The organism is Roseovarius mucosus (genome assembly GCF_002080415.1).
Classification (GTDB): Bacteria; Pseudomonadota; Alphaproteobacteria; order Rhodobacterales; family Rhodobacteraceae; genus Roseovarius; species Roseovarius mucosus_A.
The window spans coordinates 2,630,274-2,650,131 of sequence record NZ_CP020474.1 but is presented as its reverse complement, the minus strand read 5'-3'; the positions used below and the strand labels follow the sequence as shown (position 1 = coordinate 2,650,131).

The following is a 19,858-nucleotide window of genomic DNA, read 5'->3' as shown; positions in this document are numbered from 1 at the left end:
GCTTATCTCCCCAGATAGACATCAATCACCTGCTGGTTTTGGGTCACATGATCCAGACTGCCCTCGGCCAGAACCGAGCCTTCGTGCAGCACCGTCACCTTGCACCCCAAGCGGCGGATGAATTCCATGTCATGCTCGATCACAACAACGGCGCGGGTCTGCGCCGCGCGTTTGAGAATATCCGTCGTATGCTCGCGCTCGGCGGGGGTCATCCCGGCGGCGGGCTCATCCACCAGCAAGAGACGCGGATCTTGGGCCAAGAGCATGCCGATTTCCAGCCATTGCTTTTGCCCATGGCTCAACTCTCCGGCGCGGCGCGGTAGCGCATCAAGCAGGCCGATTTCCTCAGCCAATTCAGCAATCCGGGCCGTGGCACGCAAGGAGCGGCGATAGAACAACACATCAAACGGCCCGCGCTTGGCCTTGAGCGCCATGGCAAGGTTCTCGCGCACGGTCTGCGCCTCAAAGACCGTCGGCTTTTGAAACTTGCGCCCAATCCCTGCCCGCGCGATCTGGCTTTCGCTCATCCCAAGCAGCGAGACGGATTTCTCTCCCCAGATCACGCGGCCCTCATCGGGCCGCGTCTTGCCGGTCACGATATCCATAAAGGTTGTCTTGCCTGCGCCATTCGGTCCGATCACGGCGCGCAATTCAGGTTCTGCCACTTGGATCGACAGGTTATTGATCGCGCGGAACCCGTCAAAGGTCACGGAAACGCCTGAAACTTCTAGAAGCGTGCTCATGGTTTTCTCACGATCTTGTCAAAGAGGCCACCGATGCCACGCGGAAAGAACAGTGTCACCGCAACAAAGCCGAGGCCCAGCAACACCAGCCACCAATCGGTCCAATTGATCGTATAGAACCCGAGGTTGATGTTGGGCGCACCGCCCCCCGTGAACCAGCTTGACGCAAGGCTGACAACCGCAGCCCCAATCACCGCCCCATAGAGCCGCCCACGCCCGCCGATGGCCACCCAGACGGCAAGGTAAATCGAGGCAATCGGCGCAATCTCGGCTGGGTTGATAATACCAGCCTGCGGATAATACAGCGCCCCGGCGATTGCCGACACCACCGCTGTCAGCGTGAAAATGACCAGTTTGTAACTCTCGACATCATAGCCCAGAAACCGCACCCGCGCCTCATTGTCGCGAATGGCGCGGATGACCGATCCGAATTTGGCCGAGACCAGCCAAGCAAAAAGCAGATAGCCGAGCCCAAGCGCAAGCGCTGAGGCCCAGAAGAACCACAGCGACAACGTGGATTGCGGCACATGATCAAGACCGGGAATATTTTGCAGGCCCGACAGACCGTTGTTGCCCCGCAACCCGGTGTCGTTCTGGAAAAGATAAAGCGACAGCGCCAGCGTCATCGCCTGCGTGAGAATGGAAAGATATACCCCGGTAACCCGACTGCGAAACGCCAGCCAGCCAAAGACCAGCGCCAAAAGGCCCGGCACCAGCAAAACCATCAACAATTGCAGCGTGAGACTGTGCGCAAAGCCCCAAAGCCATGGCAATTCATTGCTGCCCACCACACCAAAAATCTGGCTGGCGATGGCATTTTGAACCTCGCTCTGCGTTGGAGGAATGGGCGCAGCGGAGAGCGACTCGACCACGATCCCTTGGGTGCGGGCATACATCAGCCACATGCCGATGGCATAGCCGCCAAGGCCGAAAAAGGCGAAATGCCCTAGGCTGAGGATGCCGCAATAGCCCCAGACCACATCCATCGCAACCGCGATGAGACAAAGGCAAAGCGTCATACCAAGGATCTTGACCATCGAGGTTGAGAGAAGCGCAATGCCGAACCCCTCGGACAAAACCGTCACCCCAAGGGTGAAGAGCGCGAGGCAACCAAGGAACCACAAAACCGACGGGTTCTCTGCCAAAAACCGCTTGCGTGGGGCAATCTCGGGTTTGCTCATGGCTCAGTCCCCCGCCGCACGACCCTTGAGGGCGACGATACCCTTGGGCCGGAATTGAATGAAAAGGATGACGAAAAGCACCATATAGGTCTGCGCGGCCAGGGTGTTCGAGGGGTTGAACCACTCGATCCCCTTTTGCAGAAACCCGATCATCGAGGCCCCCGCCAGCGTGCCCCAGACGTTGCCGACGCCGCCCACTACAACGGTCATAAAGCTCTGAACGATGTAATTCGCCCCCATCTCGGATGTGACCTGCGCGTAAAGACCAATCGCCACGCCCGCGATGCCAGCGATGCCCGACCCAAGGCCAAAGGTCAGCATGTTGATGCGGTCCGGGTCGATGCCCATACTTGCCGCCATCCCGGGATTTTGAGTGACCGCGCGCACCTCCAGCCCCAGCCGCGTGCGCTTGAGGATGAAAAGCAAGAGCGCCAGAAAGATCAGGGCAAGCACGAAAATTGCCACGCGAATATTGCTGATGCTGACAATGTCATTCAGCGTCAACGCCCCGCTCAGCCAGTCAGGGGCCGTCAGAGGGCGCGCCTGCGTGCCAAAGATGTTCTTGGCGAGCTGTTGCAGGGCAATCGAGATGCCAAAGGTCGCGAGCAGTGTTTCCAATGGCCGGGTGTAAAGATGCCGGATCACCAGCCGCTCCATCACCACGCCCGCGCCAAAGGTCACGACAAAGGCCAGTGGCAGGGCAATGATCAGGCTGACGGTGTAATCGGGGATGAACAGCTGCACCACATAGCCGGTGTAGGCCCCCATCATGATGAATTCGCCATGCGCCATGTTGATCACGCCCATGACGCCAAAGGTGATGGCAAGACCGATGGCCGCGAGGAAAAAGATCGAGGCGAGCGAGAGCCCGTCAAGCACCAGATCGAACGTCTGAAAGAGGCCAAGCGCGCGCGAGGTGGAAGCGAGCGCCGCCTCGGCGGCGGCTGTCACCTCGGGGTTCGGCTCGGCATAGACCTCGTAGAACACATGCGCCGCAACTGCGCGCGCCACTTCATCATCGGCAGCGCGAGGGGGCACAGTGCCTGCAGCCTCCAACGCCTCATAGGCGCGGGCGCGGGCATCATCTGTATTGAGAAGATGCAAGGGCACCCCCCCCACAGCCCCATCGACGATATGCTGTGCCAGCACATCACGACGATCAGTGGCGCTCTGACGTGGCGGCGCGAGATTGGCAGCCACCAGCCGATCATAGGCCTCAACCTCGGAAACATCCGTGCCAACCTCAAGCACGCGCGCAATATTAGCATCAGTGGGCAGGGCGGTGCCGACGCCCTGCGCGCGAGCCGTCAATTGGTTGAGCACGCTGCGCGCTTCAATGCTGATATCCCCGGCCAACCCTTCGATTGCCGCGAGGCGGTAGGGCAGCGCCGATGCAAACTGCGCGGTCAATAGCGTCAGAAGCCGTTCTTTGCGCTGTTTCAGCGCGGGATCTGTCTCGGTCTCAATAGACTTGCTCAATGGGTCGATCTGGCTGGCGTCCCCACTGCGGGCAATCGCGTCTAGTGCCGCCGCGCGTCGCGCCGGATCGGGCGCATTCAGCTCAAAGGGCACAAGCGCCGCCGCGATTACCCCACGCACCCCAGAGTTGGGCCGGATTTGATTAACGTCACGGCTGCTGACCTCGGCCACCGCAGCCCCGCCGTCGATGTCGATCAGACGCAGTGCGCCGCCCGCCTCTTCAGCATAGAAAAACAGCCCATCGTCAGGCCGCTCATAGACCCCGCGATCCTGCCACCGCAGCAGGAATTCGGCGGTTCCGGGCCGGTCCGCAGCCATCAACGCAGACAGCACCCGATCAACGGTGCTGCGCGATGGCTTGGCGATCTCTGCCTGATACTCTTGCAAGAGCGGCTGTAGCCCCTCTTGTGCCCGTCCCTCGGAGGGCCGCAACAGGGACAAAAGGCCAATGGCCAGCACTGTCGCCACAAGCCGGGCGAGAAAAAGAAACGAACGCATCTGGATATGGGCCTTGCCTGAGAGGAAAGGCGCGCAGGGGGCTCCCCCCGCGCGCCCGGTGCGCGTCAGTAGTTCGACGTCATCTGCACGCAGGTCTTGGTCTCGGTGTTGTACATACCGCAGCCAAGATCTTTCCAATCGCTCGTGAGCGGTGCGCTCTCGGGCAGGTAATCGGTCCAGGCATCGCCCGGCACCTCTGAGGTCTGGCTGATGATGTCAAACTGCCCATCGGCCCGGATCTCGCCGATCAACACCGGCTTGGTCAGGTGATGGTTCGGCAGCATGACAGCCGTGCCGCCGGTGAGGTTCGGAAATTCCTGTCCCCACATCGCCGAGCGCACCGCGTCCACATCGGTGGTGCCCGCCGCTGTGACCGCGTTCACCCACATGTTGAAGCCGATGTAATGTGCCTCCATCGGGTCGTTGGTTACGCGGTTTTCACCGGCATAGGCCTTCCACGCCTTGACGAATTCGGCGTTGATCTCGGTATCGGCGGACTGGAAATAGTTCCATGCCGCAAGATGGCCCACGAGTTCGGTGGTATCGAGACCCGACAGTTCTTCCTCACCCACAGAGAAGGCCACGACAGGAATGTCGTCGGCGCTTACACCGGCGGCGGCAAGTTCCTTGTAGAAGCCGATATTGGCATCGCCATTGATGGTCGAAATCACACCGACCTTTTTACCGCCAGCGCCCAAAGCAACCACATCCGCGACAATGGTCGCCCAGTCGGAATGGCCAAACGGGGTGTAGTTGACAAAGATGTCCTCGGCGGCGACGCCCTTGGATTTGAGATAGGCGTCAAGGATGTTGTTGGTGGTGCGGGGATAGACATAGTCTGTACCCAACAGAGCAAAGCTCTCGACGCCCAATTCTTCAAGGAAGTAATCCACCGCCGGGATCGCCTGCTGATTGGGCGCGGCACCGGTGTAGAACACGTTCCGCGAGGATTCCTCACCCTCGTATTGCACCGGATAGAACATCAGGCCGTTCAGTTCCTCCAGCACCGGCAGGGCGGATTTGCGGCTGACACTGGTCCAAGAGCCAAAGATCACATCAACCTCGTTCACCGTCAGCAACTCGCGCGCCTTTTCGGCAAAAAGCGGCCAGTCAGAGGCCGGATCGACCACGACTGCCTCAATCGGGCAACCCAGCAACCCGCCCTTGGCGTTCTGCTGTTCCACCAGCATCAGGACTGTGTCCTTGAGCGTGGTTTCCGAGATTGCCATCGTCCCCGAGAGCGAATGAAGCACGCCCACCTTGACCGGGCAATCCTGAGCCAGCGCAGGGGCCGCCACAAGAACGGTGGTCGCAACGAGGCTCGCCATAAATGTTCTTTTCGTCATATTGTTCGGAACTCCCTTGTCCGGGCTGCGCGCGTCGTGGCGTTGTTCAATTTCGGGTCCCCCACCGTCATTTTGGCGACGCAGCATTTTGTTTGCACCTCTCCGCAGAGGAGCGCCGTTTGGTGTGACCAGCGCCGCCTTCAGAGGGTCTGAGCGATTTCAGACAGAACGAAGCAAACAGATTTGCGGCGATTTGCTCTAGCGAGAGCGTGCAGCGCGGTGGCGAACCTGCCAAGATTACCGCTTTTTGGGCAGTTCGCAGGCGCACCGCCTATTTTATTTGCGATTGCAGAAAAAATGCCGCGCTGCGGCATTGCGCGATCAAGGCTTTTGCCCGCGCCCTTGCACAAGAATACCAAGAAGGCCCAACAGGCCTGATCCCACCATCAGCGTGACCGATACGGCATTCAGCACAGGGGTCGAGCCTTCGCGCATCCGGTCGAACATCGTCACCGTCAGCGGCGCATTCGATCCGTTCAGGATCAGCGTGGTATTGAAATTCTCAAACGAAATCAAAAAGGCCACGATCCCCGCACCAAAAAGCGCGGGCCGCAGCCATGGCAAGGTGATAGTCAGAAAGACCACCGCAGGGCTTGCCCCGAGGTTGAGCGCCGCCTCTTCCAGCGTGCGATCAAAGCGGCGCAGGCGCGCGGCGATCACCAGTGTCGCAATCGTGGTGATAAAGGAAAACTGCCCGAGAATCACCAGAAACAGCCCCGGTCGCAGGGCGGAAACCTCGTATCCCGTCAGTGAATTCACCGCCTCTGCCAGAGTGGACGAAAACACGAGGATGGAAATGCCCAAGATCACCCCCGGAATGACCAAGGGTGCCAGCATCATGATATAGGCGAATTCCTTGAACCGGAAATCGTGGCGATCAAAGAGAAAGGCGGTGGTGGTCGCCACACTCAGCGACAGGGCCGTGACCCAGAATGCCACAAACGCCGAGTTAAAGAAGCCCGCGACGATGCGCCGGTCGTTGATCAGACCCAAGCGAGGTTGCTCCGCCCCGATGAACCAATCCAGCGTAAACCCTTCCCACGGGAGGCCAGGAAACTGACTGTCGTTGAATGCAAAAACCGCCACCACCGCCAGCGGCAGCGCCATGTAGACAAAGAACAGCGCGACATAGGCCGCATAGGCAAAGCGCAACAGCGGCGAACGGGGGAGCGAAGCCAGCATCCTAGCGCCCCAGCGTATTCGAGAGCGACTGCCCCGACAGCCGCAACAAGAGCCAGACAAGCGCGCTCGACGTGGCCAAGAGGATAAAGCCAAAGGCCGATCCCAACTCCCAGTTGAAGCGCGTGATGAACTGCGAATAGATCTGCGCGGTGAACCACTGTCCGCTCTTGCCGCCCAGCAAGGTCGGCGTCAGATAATTGCCAAGCGCCAGCATGAACACCACGATAGAGCCCGCGATGATCCCCGGCATGGCATAGGGAATGACGATACGCGTCAGCACGGTCCAGCCATTGCCGCCCAGATCATACCCCGCCTCGACCAGCGCATCATCCATGCCGTCAATGGTGGAAATCAGCGGCACGATCATAAAAAGCATCGAGGTATAAACCAGCCCGATCAGAATGGCTGCGTCATTATAAAGAAACTCAACCGGCCCCGATGTGATCCCCAAGCCCTGCAAGGCGTTGGAAATCAGCCCGGTTTCCCGCAAGAGCAGCATCCAGCCAAATACGCGCACGATCTCGGAAACCCAGAACGGCAAAAGGCATAGCATGAAGAGCGCCGCCTTGGTGCGGCCCTGCGCAATCTTGGCGATGTAATAGGCCACAGGAAATCCGATGAGGAATGTCAGAACCGTGGCGATGATGGAAAAGACCACCGTGCGCAACAACGTCCAAGGATAGACCCACGTCGCCGCGAAATCCGCATAGTTTCGAAACCCGGTTTCATAGACGCGCGGGGCCACTTTTTCGCGCAAGGACAGGATCAGCATGTCGATATGCGGGATCACGATCAAAAGCGCGATCCATGCTATGAAGGGTGCGAAAAGCAACCAAAAGACCAGCTTGCCCTCGCGCATCACACCCCCGCCGCCGCAAAGGACACGACAGACCCCGGCCCTAGCCCTAGCGCCACAGAGGCTCCGCGCCGCAAGGGTTCAGCCTCTCCTGATTGTGGCAACAGCGCTTCGATCACGTCGCCCCCCGGCAGGCGTGCCAATATCCGACTTTGCGCACCGTTAAAGAGCACATCCTCGATCACCGCTTCCAGCCGGTTGGTGCTGTCTTGCGCAGGCGCGCCCACGGCGATGGATTCGGGCCGGATAAAGATGTCGAGCATTCCCCCCACCTCGACCGAACCCGACCGGGGGGGCGCGGCAACCAGTGTCAGCCCCTGATCCGTTGCCAGCTTGCATCCCGCACTATCCGCCGCGATCACGCGCGCGCGCAGTTTGTTGGCATCGCCCACGAACCCGGCGACAAAGGCGGTCTGCGGCCTGAAATACAATTCCTCTGGCGTGCCCACCTGTTCGAACCGCCCGGCGTTCATCACCGCAACCCGGTCCGACATCATCATCGCCTCGGATTGATCATGGGTGATGTAAACAAAGGTTGTGCCGAATTCGTGCTGCAACTGCTTGAGTTCGATTTTCATATGCTCGCGCAGTTTGAGATCGAGCGCACCCAATGGCTCGTCCAGCAGCAACACGGCCGGGTCGAGCACCATCGCCCGCGCAATCGCGATCCGCTGCTTTTGTCCGCCCGAAAGCTGATCGATCCGCTTGGGTCCAGCATCCGCTAGACCCACCCGGCCCAGCACACCTGCAACCGCGCGGGTAATCTCGGCGCGGGGTGTGCCGCGACGGCGCAGACCATAGGCGATATTTTCGGCGACGGTCATCATCGGGAACAGCGCCAGATGCTGAAACACAAGATTGACAGGCCGCCGGTTGGGGGGCGTATCCAGAACCGACGCACCCTTGATCAGGATATCGCCCGCATCCGGGCGCGCAAACCCTGCCATCATCCGCAGCAAAGTGGTCTTGCCGCAGCCAGACGGGCCAAGAATTGAAAAGAAGGACCCCTTGGGGATTGCAAAGGACACGTCGTCCACAGCCGTGAAGCTGCCGAACCGCTTGATCAGGTTACGGCATTCGAGATCGGCGGAAATACTGTCCACGTGGTTTGACCTTTTAGGGGTGACGCGGCGGTTGACCCGCCGCGCCCCATTCCAGTTATTGCGCCGCGATCTGATCCAGCAAACGGCCTTCGATATCCTCAAGACCGGCGGGGATTGGCGGGAACCACTTGATGTTGGAAATCACCTCGGGCGGGAACGCCTCTTGATAGGCGGCACGCAGTGCCGGATCGACCAAGTCGTCAGACCCTTTGGAGGCCGAGAAAGACCCCGCTTGATTGACGATCTGCGCCGCAACATCAGGGCGCATCACAAAGTTGATCCATTTGTAGGCGGCCGCATCATTCTCGCCTTTGGCGGGAATGGCAAAGGTGTCGATCCAGCCCAAGGCCCCTGTCGAAGGGGCCACGAAGTTCCACTTGGCATCCTCGGCATTCAGCTTGAAGCCGGTGGCATCCCACGCCTCTGCGGCCACAACCTCGCCTGAGCGCATCATCGCCAAGAGATCATCAGCACCGCTCCAATAGGCTTTTACATTGGCCTTGCATTCGCCCATGGCAGTTGCGGCGGCGGTGATGATTTCCTCGTATTTCGCAGGGTCAGAATAGGCCGCGAACGGATCCTCTCCGGCGGCAAAGGCAAAGCCCAGAAGGGCTATCCGCTTGGTCCGCATGGAAATTTTTCCCGCGTAGTCAGCCGAGCAGAGATCGGCATAGGTCTTGATATCGCCCGCAACCGAGCGGTCCACAGCAAAGCCTGACACGCCCCAGATATGCGCCACGCCGTAAGCCGCGCCATCCACCGTGGTTGCGGCCACCGAGGCATCATAAAGATCGCCGATGAATTGCTCTTTGTCGATCTGGCTCAGATCGAGCGGCTTGTAGATGCCGAATTCCTGTTGCGGCCCAAGGATACGGTCTTGGCTGGGCTGTGCCAGATCAAAACCTGCCCCACCCGTGGCCCGCAGCTTGGAGATCATGTCCTCGTTATTGGACAGGGTCACTTCTACGTCGATGCCCGTCTCGGCCTTGAAGGCGGTGATCACAGACTCGGGCGCGTAACCGCCCCAAGTCAAAAGGCGCAAGGTCTCGGCAGACCCGGCAGTGCCGATCAGCGCAAAGGCTGCGCTGGTCAGGACGGTTCCCAACAGCTTTCTCATAGTCCACTCCCTGTGTATCGCCCGGTTCCCGGGCCTTTGTTGTGGCCAGACGCTATGCCGCTGCCCGGCATGCGTCAAGCCATGCGCAGATTACGCCTGAGCGAGGGCTGTCGCCAACCCTCGCTATTCAACAGCAACAGAGCCGAGAGGATCAGAGCGTCAGGATTGTCGAGCCCGTCGTCTGCCGCCCTTCCAGCGCGCGATGCGCCTCTGCAACTTGATCCAGAGGGAAACGCTGCCCGATATTGACCTTGATTGCGCCGCTCTCGACCTTGTCGAAGAGATGCCGCGCCATATCCTGACAACGGGCGTGATCGGCGAGGAAGGTGAACAGCGTCGTGCGCGTCAGCTTGAGAGATCCCTTGGCTGCCAGCGTCAAAAGGCTCACCGGATCAACCGGGCCAGAGGCATTGCCAAAAGACATCATCATTCCCAAGGGCTTGAGGCAATCGAGGGATGGCGCGAACGTATCCTTGCCAACACCGTCCATCACAACATCCACACCCTTGCCATCGGTCAGCGCCTTGACCTCTGCCACGAAATCACTATCGCGATAGTTGATGCAGGCTGAGGCGCCGTTTTCCATCGCAAGGCGGCATTTTTCATCCGTGCCTGCGGTGCCAATCAACCGGATACCTTCTGAGCGCGCCCATTGGCAGGCCAAGAGGCCGACACCCCCCGCAGCGGCATGGAACAGCACGGTTTGCCCCGCCTCAAGAGGCCAGACCCGATGAAAGAGATATTCCACCGTCATCCCTTGCAACATGATCGACGCGGCATCTTCAAACGAAATGCCATCCGGCAGCGGGCAAACCTGCGACGCGGGCATCACCCGCGCCTCGGCATAGGCACCCGGCGGGGTCGCGGCATAGGCGGCGCGATCACCGGCTTTCAGGTGGGTCACACCCTCGCCAACTGCCTCGACAATACCTGCCGCTTCCATCCCCAAAGCATGCGGATAGGCCAGCGGATAGAGGCCAGTGCGCTGATAAACATCAATAAAATTCAACCCACAGGCCATGTGGCGGATGCGGATTTCACCCGGCCCCGGCTCTCCTACGGGCCAATCGACCAGCTTCAACTCGTCTGCACCGCCCGCTTTTTCGATAATGACTGTTCGCGCCATGTCGTGCTCCCTCTCATTCATTGCATGATCCCTGTCGCCATGTGGCGATTGGCGGGGAATAAAGGCCAGTCCGCGGCGAAAGGCAATCCCGGCGCTTGGGATTTCCCAGTCTGCAATCCGCATGACCCAATCCTGACCAGCCGTGCCGCATGACGACCAAGTGTTTGTTAAAAAACGGAAAAAGGGCAAAGATGAACGCGTGCATGCGCAACGCTCTGTCTTTGACCGCTGACTATGTCCCTTTGAAACCTGAGGTGTGGCGGCGTGAAATGGGCCAACCGATCCAAGATCCAATAGATCAATGACAGCGAGGCCCTGCGCGGCTATGCTGAGCAGGACCCGGCAGAAACATGGGGTAAAGCATTGTGAACAAACTGGAAACTGCACTTGCTGCGATTGACGCGGCCAACCGTCATGACCCGGATTTGCGCGAGGGCGAACCGGCGGCTTGGCTTTATGGGCGACGGATGAGCGCGGAATGCACTCGGCTGTTTCCAGAGGCATCAGAGCCGTTGCAGATTGCCGCGCGCGGCCAGCATATCGAGCGCTGGGTATTGAAAAGACAGGATTTTCCAGAGGGGCGTGCCGGATATCTGACATGGCGCACGACCCTTGCCAAGCATCACGCGGCCCGCGTGGGCGAAATCATGCAAGACGCAGGCTATGACAGCCACGACATTGATATTGCAGGAAAAATGATCCGAAAAGAGGGCATCAAGCGCGATGCGGACGTGCAGGCGCTGGAGGATGTCATCTGTTTCACCTTTCTCAAGTGGTATTTCGCCCCCTTCGCCCCCTCGCAAGACCCGGAAAAGCTGGATCGGATCGTTACGAAGACCGCGCTGAAAATGTCGGAGGAGGGGCGCGCGCGGGTGTTGGAGGAGTTCGATCTGCCCGAGAGTTTGGCCGTTCATTTCCGGGTTTGAACCTTACAGAGCTTACGAAGCTTGAGGCGATTTTGTAAGGTTTTCCAGAACATTTCGCGATCAGACAGAGCACCGGCCAGCGCAGGCAGAAACGTGCCAGCGCGATGGTAAATCCAAGCCGTCAAAATGAGCCGACACCCGCCAGAACATGCACCGCGTGACAGCAGGTGAGATGGGAACAAAAGGTTAAGAACGGGTGCGTGCCCCATCCGATTGCGGCCAGAGCCGGGGCCGGTGTGACGCATGTGGAGTTTACCCACGACGGGCGCTATGTCTTGGTGTCCATCTGACAGGACGCCGGTGCGGGGATCGTTTACGATGCGGTCACGCTAGACGAAGTGACCCGCCTGCCGATGCGCAAACCCTTGGGGACAAACATTGCCGATACCAAGATCACATTCCCGGACGGAACCCGCCATGAACACCGCCGCAATCATTGTAAGCCATGGCCAACCTTCGGACCCGGACCCCGCCGAGGCGGCGCTGGCCGATTTTGCCGCTGAAGTGGCACAGGCTCTGCCCGGCTGGCATGTGGGATCGGCCACGCTGGCCAAGCCCGGCGCGCTGGAGGCGGCGCTGGTTGAGGCTGGGCCGGGCGCGCATGTTTATCCCTATTTCATGACGGGGGGGTGGTTCACCGGCGATGCATTGATGCAGCGGCTGGAAGGGTCGCGCGCGGTTGTCTTGCCGCCCTTTGGTCTTGACCCCGGATTGCCCGGCTTGGCGGCCGCGCTCTTGACAGACACGATGGCTGCGCGGGGATGGCAGGCACCGGAGGTGCGGGTGTTTCTGGCGGCGCATGGATCAGGGCGCAGCACGCAAACGGCGCGCGATACGCAAGGGTTTGCCGAAGCACTTGCCGCGGTGTTGCCCTTGGCGGAATTGCGGGTGGGGTTTGTCGAGGAACCCCCCTATCTGGCGGATCAGGCGTTTGATCTGGGCGCGACGGCGATTTGCCTGCCGTTCTTTGCCGCAAAGGGCGGGCATGTTCTGGACGATGTTCCCGAAGCGCTGGATCTGGCGGCGTTTCAGGGTGTTTTGCTGGATCCTATCGGCTGTGCGCCGGGAGCGGCGGCGCTGGTGGCGCGCAGTTTGGCGCGGGCGATGGTGGCGGCCTGATGCGCGGCTCTTTTGCTGCTGTATCCGTCAACCGCGCGGGCGGGGCGATTACTCTCGTCCTGCTGGCGCGAATGGGCCACGTGCTGGGCTGCCGCCAGTAAAGGCGCTGGTTGAGCGGGCTGTCATGGGGCCGCTTGTTTGAGACGGGCCAGAGGTGGCTGTGAAAGTGCCAGCATCGCGGCCAGTTCCGGGCGGCAGGAGCCGCAGCTTGTGCCCGCGTGCAGGGCTGCGCCGATCTGCTCGACGCTGGTCAGGCTTTGCGCCGCAATCGCCGCCATGATCGTATTGAGCCCGACATTGAGGCAGGCGCAGACCGTCGGACCGGGATCGAGCGTGCCCACCCCCGGACGCCCCGCCAGAAGCGAGGCCCCTGCCCGCCCCACCTCGGCGGCCAGATGGCCGCGCGCAAGCTGCACGGGGTCAGGCGCGATAAAGAGCGCGGCCAGCGTGCAGCCATCGTGCATCAAGGCCAAGCGATGCGTGCCGCGCATGCGATCCTCGACACTGAGGCAGATGGCATCGGGCAAATCAAAGAGGGCGCGCGCGTAGGCTTCCCATGTCTCGGGCCTGTCCAGCCCGGCCAATTCACTGCGCCAGCCGCCTGAATGACGGGCGCGCGCCCAATAGGTTGCATCGGGATGTTGCGGGCCGGTAGACACGGCAAAGCCATACCATGCGGGGGCAAGCGGGGCGATGGCGACAACGGCGGCCTTGCTCTCGGGTTGGCCAGAGACAGGGTCTGTCACCGGCGCGATGAGGGCATCGACGCGGCCCATCGGGGCGGTATCGCCGGTCCAGTGGATCGGGGCGAAAACTTGGCCGGGTTGCACCCGGTCGGTGATGGCGACGCGCAGGATGGCTGCACCCTGGGGGCTGGTGACGCGGGCGAGGGTCGCCGGAGCAAGGCCAAGGCGCGCGGCATCCTGCGGGTGGATTTCGAGGAACGGCTCGGCGATGTGCTGGGTGAGGCGCGGGGCAAGGGCGGTGCGCGTCATCGTATGCCACTGGTCACGGATGCGGCCCGTATTGAGCCGGAATGGATAGCGGCGAGCGGTTTGCGCGACCGGAAGGCGCGGTGAGATGGGCAGCATCCGCGCGCGGCCATCGGGCGTGAAGAATCCGCCCTGTCCAAAGAAACGCCCCCCCTGTTGCTGGGCTGTGACCGGCCAGCGGGTGGGCGGCAGCGCGTCATAATCAGCCTGCGCCAGACCCGAGATGTCAAAGTCGCGCCCCAGATGGCCGGCAATGCCGGACAGGGCCGCGTGTTCGGCAAAGACCTCGGCGGCGCTGGTCCAGCCAAAGGCATCAGCCCAGCCCATCCGCGCGGCCACATCGGCGATCATGCGCCAGTCATCCCGCGCCTGACCGGGGGCGGGCAGGAAGGGGCGTTGGCGGCTGATGGTGCGGTCGGAATTGGTGACAGTGCCGGATTTCTCGCCCCATGCGGTGGCAGGCAGCACCACATCGGCAAGCCGGGTGGTGTCGGTGCGGGTGATGTCACTGACCACCACGAAATCACAGCCTTTGATGGCGGCGGCCACTGCATCGGCATCGGGCATGGAGACGGCGGGATTGGTGTGAATGATCCAGAGCGCCTTGATCCGTCCGGTTGCCACGGCCTCAAACATCTCGACCGCCTTGAGGCCGGGCTGATCGGGCATTGCGGGACTGGCCCAGAACCCCTGCACGGCGGCGCGGTGTTGGGGGTTTTCAAGGTCGAGGTGACAGGCCAACATATTGGCAAGCCCCCCCACCTCGCGGCCGCCCATGGCGTTGGGTTGGCCGGTCACGGAGAACGGCCCCATGCCGGGGCGTCCGATCCGACCTGTGGCAAGGTGACAATTCAGGATCGCATTGACCTTGTCGGTGCCGCTGGAGGATTGGTTGATCCCTTGGGAATAGACGGTCACGACCCGGTCCGTCGTGGTGAACCAGTCGAGGAATTGCGCGAGATCACCGGGGGCCAGCCCCGTCAGACCGGGATCACTGGCGCGCGCGGCGGCAAGTGCCGCGTCAAACCCGCTGACATGCTGCGCCACATAAGAGCGGTCCACCGCGCCACGATCCGCGAGGGCGACCAGAGCCGCGTTGAAGAGTGCGGCATCGCTACCGGGGGTGAGGGAAAGATGCAGATCGGCGCTATCACAGGTCGCGGTGCGGCGCGGGTCCACCACCACAATCCGGGTTCCGCGCGCCTTTTTCGCGGCGACCAGCCGCTGATAAAGCACAGGATGGCACCAAGCGAGGTTGCTGCCCACCAGCACCACCAGATCTGCGGTATCGAGATCCTCATAGGTGCCGGGCACAGTGTCTGACCCGAAGGCCCGTTTATGCCCCGCAACCGAAGAGGCCATGCAGAGCCGCGAGTTCGTATCGACATTGGCGGTGCCGATATAGCCCTTGATGAGCTTGTTGGCGGCGTAATAATCCTCGGTCAGCATCTGGCCCGAGAGGTAAAAGGCCACGCTATCAGGCCCGTGATCCCGGATGGCCGCCTGAAAGCGGCTGGCCACGAGATCAAGCGTCGTCTCCCAATCGGCGGGTTTGCCGCCAATCTGCGGTGACAGGATACGATCCGTAAGCCCGAGGGTTTCGCCCAAGGCGGTGCCCTTGGAGCAGAGCCGCCCGAAATTGGCCGGGTGATCGGGATCGCCTTTTACCGTGGCCCCCCCTTGACCATCGGGCGAGACAAGAAGGCCGCAACCGACGCCGCAATAGGGGCAGGTGGTGCGCATGCTCATGCCGCCGCCACAGGGATGAGGCGCGCCGCATCCAGCAGGATGCGCCCGCCCGCGACCCGTGCCGCGTAGGTGGCGACCGCCCCTGCATCCGCCCCCTGCGCCAGCCCGGTTTCAAGGTTGAACACCCAGTTATGTAGGGGGCAGGTCACGGCATGGCCATGCACGATCCCCTCTGACAGGGGGCCGCCCTTGTGCGGGCAGCGATCCGAGAGGGCAAAGACCTGATCGTCGGCGGTGCGGAACACGGCGACGCAGCCCTGAGCGGTCTTAACAACCCGCGCCCCGCGTTGCGGAATATCCTCTAGCGCGCCGATATCGAGCCAGTTTTGATCGGGGCTCCTCATTCCGCCGCCTCCTGTGTCAGATCGGCCAGCGGCGCGAAATCCGCCTGCGCCTGTGGGGTGGCGCGGTCTGCCCAAGGGTCGCGTTGATACAGGCTTTGCGACAGATCGAACCGGGCGATCAGGGCGGCGCGGGTGGCGGCATCCTCGACAATCTGCGCCTGCACCCATGCCAAACCCACCTTGGCCAGCCATTTATAGGGGCGATCCAGATATTTGGCGTGTTCGCGGTAAAGCTGCACAAAGGCCACGGTCAGGTCGATCGCCTCTTGTTCTGTGGCGACCTTGGCCAAACGATCTGTTTCGCGCAGGTCCATCCCGGCGGCACCGCCAACGCCGATCTCGAACCCGGAGTCGACGCAGACGATGCCCACATCCTTGCAGGTGGCTTCGGCGCAGTTGCGGGGGCAGCCCGAAACCGCCAGCTTGACCTTGTGCGGGGTCCACGACCCCCAGAGGCGTTGTTCCAGCTTGATCCCCAGCCCGGTCGAATCCTGCGTGCCAAAGCGGCAAAAATCGGTGCCGACACAGGTTTTGACAGTGCGCAGGCCCTTGGAATAGGCGTGGCCTGACACCAGCCCCGCCGCGTTCAGATCGGCCCAGACATGCGGCAGGTCTTCTTTCCTGACACCCAAAAGGTCGATGCGCTGGCCGCCTGTCACCTTGACCGCCGGGATGGCGTATTTGTCGGCGGCATCGGCAATGGCGCGCAATTCGCGGGGGTTGGTCATGCCGCCCCACATGCGCGGCACCACCGAATAGGTGCCGTCTTTTTGGATATTGGCGTGGTTGCGTTCGTTGACGAAGCGGCTTTGGGCATCGTCGGTATAATCCATCGGCCAGTCGGCGAGCAGGTAAAAGTTCAGCGCAGGTCGACAGTGATGACAGCCACAAGAGGTTCTCCAACCCAGTTCCTGCATCACGGCAGGCATGGATTTGAGGCCGCGCGCCTTGATCAGGCGGCGCACATCCTCGTGCGTCAGGTCGGTGCAACCGCAGATTGGCTGGGCTGCGGGCCTCTGGAAGGCATCGCCGAGCGTGCTGGCCAGAACCTGCTCGACCAGCCCTGTGCAGGTGCCACAAGAGGCGCTGGCCTTGGTCTGGGCCTTGATCGCTGTGAGGGTGGTGGCACCGCCATGGATTGCGGCCACGATCGTGCCTTTGCAAATGCCGTTACAGCCACAGATTTCCGCCTCAGGCGGCAAGGCTGCAACGGCTGCCAAAGGGTCCGTTTGGGCCCCCCCCTGATAGGCCGGGCCAAAGATCAGCGTGTCGCGCATCGGGGCAATCGGGGTGCCGTCCTTGATCAGGCCAAAGAACCATGAGCCATCGGCGGTGTCGCCATAGATCACCGCGCCAATCAGGCGGTCGGCCTCGATGATCAAGCGTTTGTAGACGCCGCGCGCCGGGTCTCGAAACACGATATCCTCGCGCCCTTGGCCCTCGGCAAAGTCGCCAGCGCTGAAGAGGTCAACGCCCGTGACCTTGAGCTTGGTTGCGGTCTGGGCCGGTTGAAACGCCGCCGCCTGTCCCAGAAGCGTTGCCGCAACCACCCGTGCCTGATCGTAGAGGGGGGCCACCAGCCCAAAAAGCTGTGCGTTATGTTCCACGCATTCGCCCACGGCCAGAATATCGGGGTCAGAGGTTATCATCTGGTCATTCACCAAGATGCCGCGCCCGATTTCGAGGGCGGCATCGGTGGCGATGCGGGTTTCGGGGCGGATGCCGACGGCCATGCAGACCAGATCAGCCGCGTAGATCGTGCCATCCTCGAGCAACACGGCCTCGACCCGGTCTTGGCCGAGAATTGCCTTGGTGGCCCCTTTGCAATGCACGCGGATGCCGCGCGCCTCGAGATCCTTTTGCAGCAGATAGCCTGCGGCGGGATCAAGTTGTCGTTCCATCAGGTGGCCCATCAGGTGAATGACCGTCACCTCCATGCCGCGCGCCGCGAGACCTGCCGCCGCCTCGAGCCCGAGCAATCCGCCGCCGATGACAACGGCCTTGGCGCATGGTCGCGCAGAGGCGTCGATCATGGCCTGCGTGTCGTCCATATCACGATAGGTAAGGACGCCGGGCAGATCCTTGCCTGCGACGGGGATGAGGAAGGGGGCCGATCCGGTGGCAATCAGCAGCTTGTCATAGGGTGCGGTGCCCGTATTGGAATAGACCAGCTTGGCCGCGCGGTCGATCCGCACCACGCTTTCGCCGAAGCGGCAGGTGATGTTGTGCTGCGCGTAAAAGGCATCGTCATGGGTGACGATATCCGCATAGGTTTTTTCCCCTGAAAGGACGGGCGAGAGCATGATCCGGTTGTAATTGCCGCGCCGCTCGGCGTTGAAGAGGGTGATATCCCAGCCGTCGGGATCGGCAGCCAGCAGATGCTCGAGCGCCCGCCCCGAGGCCATGCCCGCGCCGATGACAACAAGTTTGCGTTTCATCATGCAGCCTCTTTCTTGTGAGCGCCGTGTTCGTAATCCTCAAGGAATTGCAGAACCTCAGCGCGGTAGCTGTAGTAGTCGGGATGTTCGAGCAGCGCCTTGCGGGTGCGGGGGCGGGGCAGGTTTACATCCACGATTTTGCCGATGCGGGCATGCGGCCCGTTGGTCATCATCACCACACGATCCGCGAGCAAGATCGCCTCGTCCACGTCATGGGTCACGCAAACCGCCGTCACCTTGGTGCGCGACCAGACCTCCATCAGCACCTCTTGCAATTCCCAGCGCGTCAGGCTGTCCAGCATGCCAAAAGGCTCATCCAGCAACAAAAGTTTGGGGGAAAGGGCGAAGGCGCGGGCAATGCCCACCCGCTGTTTCATACCGTTGGAAAGATCGGCAGCGCGCCGGTCCATGCTGTCGCCCAAGCCCACACGTTCAAGATAGTATTCCACCACATCCTGACGTTCCGCGCGGCTGGCACGCGGATAGACACGATCCACACCGATGGCCACGTTTTCCTTGGCGGTCAGCCAAGGAAAGAGGCTGGGCGCCTGAAACACCACGGCGCGCTCGGGATCGGCCCCGCGCACCTCGTGGCCATCAAGTTTGATCGCGCCGCCGGAGATTTCGTTGAGACCGGCCGCCATGGTCAGAACGGTGGATTTACCGCACCCCGAATGGCCGATCAGGCTGATGAATTCGCCCTTTTTCATCTTGAGGTCGAAGCGGTCGACCACGGTCAGGGGCCCCTCGGAGGTTGGATAGACCTTGGAGAGCTGCGAGAATTCGAGATATTTTTCGGCAAGCGGGCTTTTGGCGGCTTCGGCATAGGCCTTGGGCGTGCCGTGAATGGGCGTGACCTGTGGCAAGTGCCGTGTCTCTGCGACCTTGGACGCGATGCCCACCTCCATCAGGTATTTCGTGACATCGGCGCGCAGTCGCTTGAACGCTGGATCGTTGTTCATGGCACTGCGGATACGTGGACGCGGCAGCGCGACCTTGAAGGCGGTGCCGAGGGTGCCATCCGGGGTCAATGGAATGATGCGGTCGGCAAGCAAGAGTGCTTCGTCCACATCATTGGTGATGAGAACGACGGTTTTTTGGTCCGCCTGCCAGATCCGCGTGATCTCGTCCTGCAGGTTGGCGCGGGTGAGCGCGTCAAGCGCTGAGAGCGGTTCATCCAGAAGCAGGACTTCGGGTGTCATGGCAAGGGCACGCGCGACCGAGACCCGTTGGCGCATGCCCCCGGACAATTCCGCCGGATACCGCGTCTTGGCGTGGCTGAGGCCCACCATGGCGATGTATTTATCCACCATGGCCGCCCGTTCGGCGCGGCCTGCGGATTTGTGCACGGCATCCACCGCAAGCGCCACATTGCCCGCAACCGTCAGCCACGGCATCAGCGAATAGGACTGAAACACCACCCCCCGTTCCGGCCCCGGCCCGGTGATGGGTTTGTTTTTGAACAAGACCTCGCCGCTGTCAGGCTGGGAGAGCCCCGCCATTTGGTTGATCAGCGTGGTCTTGCCCGTGCCGGAAAAGCCCAGGATCGCCAGAAACTCGCCCTCTTCGACCGCAAGGGTAATGTTCCTGAGCACCTCGCGGCGCTGCAATCCGGTGCCGAAGCCCTTGCACAGGTTTTTGAATTCCAGAATGGCCATG

Annotated in this window: 15 protein-coding genes; 2 read left to right on the top strand and 13 right to left on the bottom strand. The window is 61.5% G+C overall.

The annotated features are described in order from the left end of the window. Nucleotides 1-2 precede the first annotated feature (2 nt). The 9 genes from urtD to ROSMUCSMR3_RS12655 form a co-directional block, all read right to left on the bottom strand. Complete coding sequence (gene urtD, locus ROSMUCSMR3_RS12695) at nt 3-743, bottom strand: urea ABC transporter ATP-binding protein UrtD (protein ID WP_008279421.1); 741 nt, start codon at nt 741-743, stop codon at nt 3-5. Continuing rightward, nucleotides 740-1,924 (bottom strand): urea ABC transporter permease subunit UrtC, encoded by a 1,185-nt coding sequence (gene urtC / locus ROSMUCSMR3_RS12690; protein WP_008279422.1) that lies wholly within the window; start codon nt 1,922-1,924, stop codon nt 740-742. Before urtC ends, urtD begins: the two co-directional genes overlap by 4 nt. Nucleotides 1,925-1,927: 3 nt before the next feature. Beyond that, entirely contained in the window at nt 1,928-3,901 is a 1,974-nt protein-coding gene (gene urtB / locus ROSMUCSMR3_RS12685) for an urea ABC transporter permease subunit UrtB (RefSeq protein WP_081507529.1), read from the bottom strand. A gap of 65 nt (nt 3,902-3,966) precedes the next feature. Next, complete coding sequence (gene urtA, locus ROSMUCSMR3_RS12680; RefSeq protein WP_237183444.1) at nt 3,967-5,229, bottom strand: urea ABC transporter substrate-binding protein; 1,263 nt, start codon at nt 5,227-5,229, stop codon at nt 3,967-3,969. 339 nt (nt 5,230-5,568) lie between these two features. Next, nucleotides 5,569-6,429 (bottom strand): ABC transporter permease, encoded by an 861-nt coding sequence (locus ROSMUCSMR3_RS12675; protein WP_008279425.1) that lies wholly within the window; start codon nt 6,427-6,429, stop codon nt 5,569-5,571. A gap of 1 nt (nt 6,430) precedes the next feature. Continuing rightward, complete coding sequence (locus tag ROSMUCSMR3_RS12670; RefSeq protein WP_081507528.1) at nt 6,431-7,288, bottom strand: ABC transporter permease; 858 nt, start codon at nt 7,286-7,288, stop codon at nt 6,431-6,433. Continuing rightward, complete coding sequence (locus ROSMUCSMR3_RS12665; RefSeq protein WP_081507527.1) at nt 7,288-8,388, bottom strand: ABC transporter ATP-binding protein; 1,101 nt, start codon at nt 8,386-8,388, stop codon at nt 7,288-7,290. The genes ROSMUCSMR3_RS12670 and ROSMUCSMR3_RS12665 overlap by 1 nt, the downstream gene beginning before the upstream one ends. A gap of 55 nt (nt 8,389-8,443) precedes the next feature. Further along, nucleotides 8,444-9,505 (bottom strand): extracellular solute-binding protein, encoded by a 1,062-nt coding sequence (locus tag ROSMUCSMR3_RS12660; protein WP_008279428.1) that lies wholly within the window; start codon nt 9,503-9,505, stop codon nt 8,444-8,446. Between the two features lie 151 nt (nt 9,506-9,656). Then, nucleotides 9,657-10,631: a quinone oxidoreductase family protein gene (locus ROSMUCSMR3_RS12655; RefSeq protein WP_081508625.1), complete on the bottom strand. Its 975-nt coding sequence runs from the start codon at nt 10,629-10,631 to the stop codon at nt 9,657-9,659. A 365-nt stretch (nt 10,632-10,996) separates the two neighbouring features. On the opposite strand from ROSMUCSMR3_RS12655, the gene ROSMUCSMR3_RS12650 reads away from it, so the two are divergent. Then, a complete protein-coding gene (locus tag ROSMUCSMR3_RS12650; protein ID WP_008279430.1) occupies nt 10,997-11,557 on the top strand; it encodes a DUF4202 domain-containing protein in 561 nt (186 codons plus the stop codon). A gap of 417 nt (nt 11,558-11,974) precedes the next feature. Then, a complete protein-coding gene (locus ROSMUCSMR3_RS12645) occupies nt 11,975-12,676 on the top strand; it encodes a sirohydrochlorin chelatase (protein ID WP_081507526.1) in 702 nt (233 codons plus the stop codon). 122 nt (nt 12,677-12,798) lie between these two features. On the opposite strand, the gene ROSMUCSMR3_RS12640 is transcribed toward ROSMUCSMR3_RS12645, so the two are convergent. The 4 genes from ROSMUCSMR3_RS12640 to ROSMUCSMR3_RS12625 are packed head-to-tail and all read right to left on the bottom strand — an operon-like array spanning nt 12,799 to nt 19,857. Continuing rightward, nucleotides 12,799-15,417: a nitrate reductase gene (locus ROSMUCSMR3_RS12640; protein WP_081507525.1), complete on the bottom strand. Its 2,619-nt coding sequence runs from the start codon at nt 15,415-15,417 to the stop codon at nt 12,799-12,801. After that, nucleotides 15,414-15,761 carry a nitrite reductase small subunit NirD gene (gene nirD, locus ROSMUCSMR3_RS12635; protein ID WP_008279434.1) on the bottom strand — a complete coding sequence of 116 codons (348 nt, stop codon included), beginning with the start codon at nt 15,759-15,761 and terminating at the stop codon, nt 15,414-15,416. The genes ROSMUCSMR3_RS12640 and nirD overlap by 4 nt, the downstream gene beginning before the upstream one ends. Next, nucleotides 15,758-18,199, bottom strand: coding sequence for a nitrite reductase large subunit NirB (gene nirB / locus ROSMUCSMR3_RS12630; protein WP_081507524.1), 2,442 nt, complete (start codon nt 18,197-18,199; stop codon nt 15,758-15,760). Before nirB ends, nirD begins: the two co-directional genes overlap by 4 nt. Further along, nucleotides 18,199-19,857 carry an ABC transporter ATP-binding protein gene (locus ROSMUCSMR3_RS12625; protein ID WP_081507523.1) on the bottom strand — a complete coding sequence of 553 codons (1,659 nt, stop codon included), beginning with the start codon at nt 19,855-19,857 and terminating at the stop codon, nt 18,199-18,201. The genes nirB and ROSMUCSMR3_RS12625 overlap by 1 nt, the downstream gene beginning before the upstream one ends. Nucleotide 19,858 lies beyond the last annotated feature (1 nt).

Excerpts from the sequence above, each read along its gene's own strand:
- ROSMUCSMR3_RS12640 (WP_081507525.1), bottom strand. The coding sequence starts at position 15,417 with ATGAGCATGCGCACCACCTGCCCCTATTGCGGCGTCGGTTGCGGCCTT.
- ROSMUCSMR3_RS12670 (WP_081507528.1), bottom strand. The coding sequence starts at position 7,288 with ATGCGCGAGGGCAAGCTGGTCTTTTGGTTGCTTTTCGCACCCTTCATA.
- nirB (WP_081507524.1), bottom strand. The coding sequence starts at position 18,199 with ATGAAACGCAAACTTGTTGTCATCGGCGCGGGCATGGCCTCGGGGCGG.
- nirD (WP_008279434.1), bottom strand. The coding sequence starts at position 15,761 with ATGAGGAGCCCCGATCAAAACTGGCTCGATATCGGCGCGCTAGAGGAT.
- ROSMUCSMR3_RS12660 (WP_008279428.1), bottom strand. The coding sequence starts at position 9,505 with ATGAGAAAGCTGTTGGGAACCGTCCTGACCAGCGCAGCCTTTGCGCTG.
- ROSMUCSMR3_RS12675 (WP_008279425.1), bottom strand. The coding sequence starts at position 6,429 with ATGCTGGCTTCGCTCCCCCGTTCGCCGCTGTTGCGCTTTGCCTATGCG.
- urtA (WP_237183444.1), bottom strand. The coding sequence starts at position 5,229 with ATGGCGAGCCTCGTTGCGACCACCGTTCTTGTGGCGGCCCCTGCGCTG.
- urtB (WP_081507529.1), bottom strand. The coding sequence starts at position 3,901 with ATGCGTTCGTTTCTTTTTCTCGCCCGGCTTGTGGCGACAGTGCTGGCC.
- ROSMUCSMR3_RS12655 (WP_081508625.1), bottom strand. The coding sequence starts at position 10,631 with ATGGCGCGAACAGTCATTATCGAAAAAGCGGGCGGTGCAGACGAGTTG.
- ROSMUCSMR3_RS12625 (WP_081507523.1), bottom strand. The coding sequence starts at position 19,857 with ATGGCCATTCTGGAATTCAAAAACCTGTGCAAGGGCTTCGGCACCGGA.
- urtC (WP_008279422.1), bottom strand. The coding sequence starts at position 1,924 with ATGAGCAAACCCGAGATTGCCCCACGCAAGCGGTTTTTGGCAGAGAAC.
- ROSMUCSMR3_RS12645 (WP_081507526.1), top strand. The coding sequence starts at position 11,975 with ATGAACACCGCCGCAATCATTGTAAGCCATGGCCAACCTTCGGACCCG.
- urtD (WP_008279421.1), bottom strand. The coding sequence starts at position 743 with ATGAGCACGCTTCTAGAAGTTTCAGGCGTTTCCGTGACCTTTGACGGG.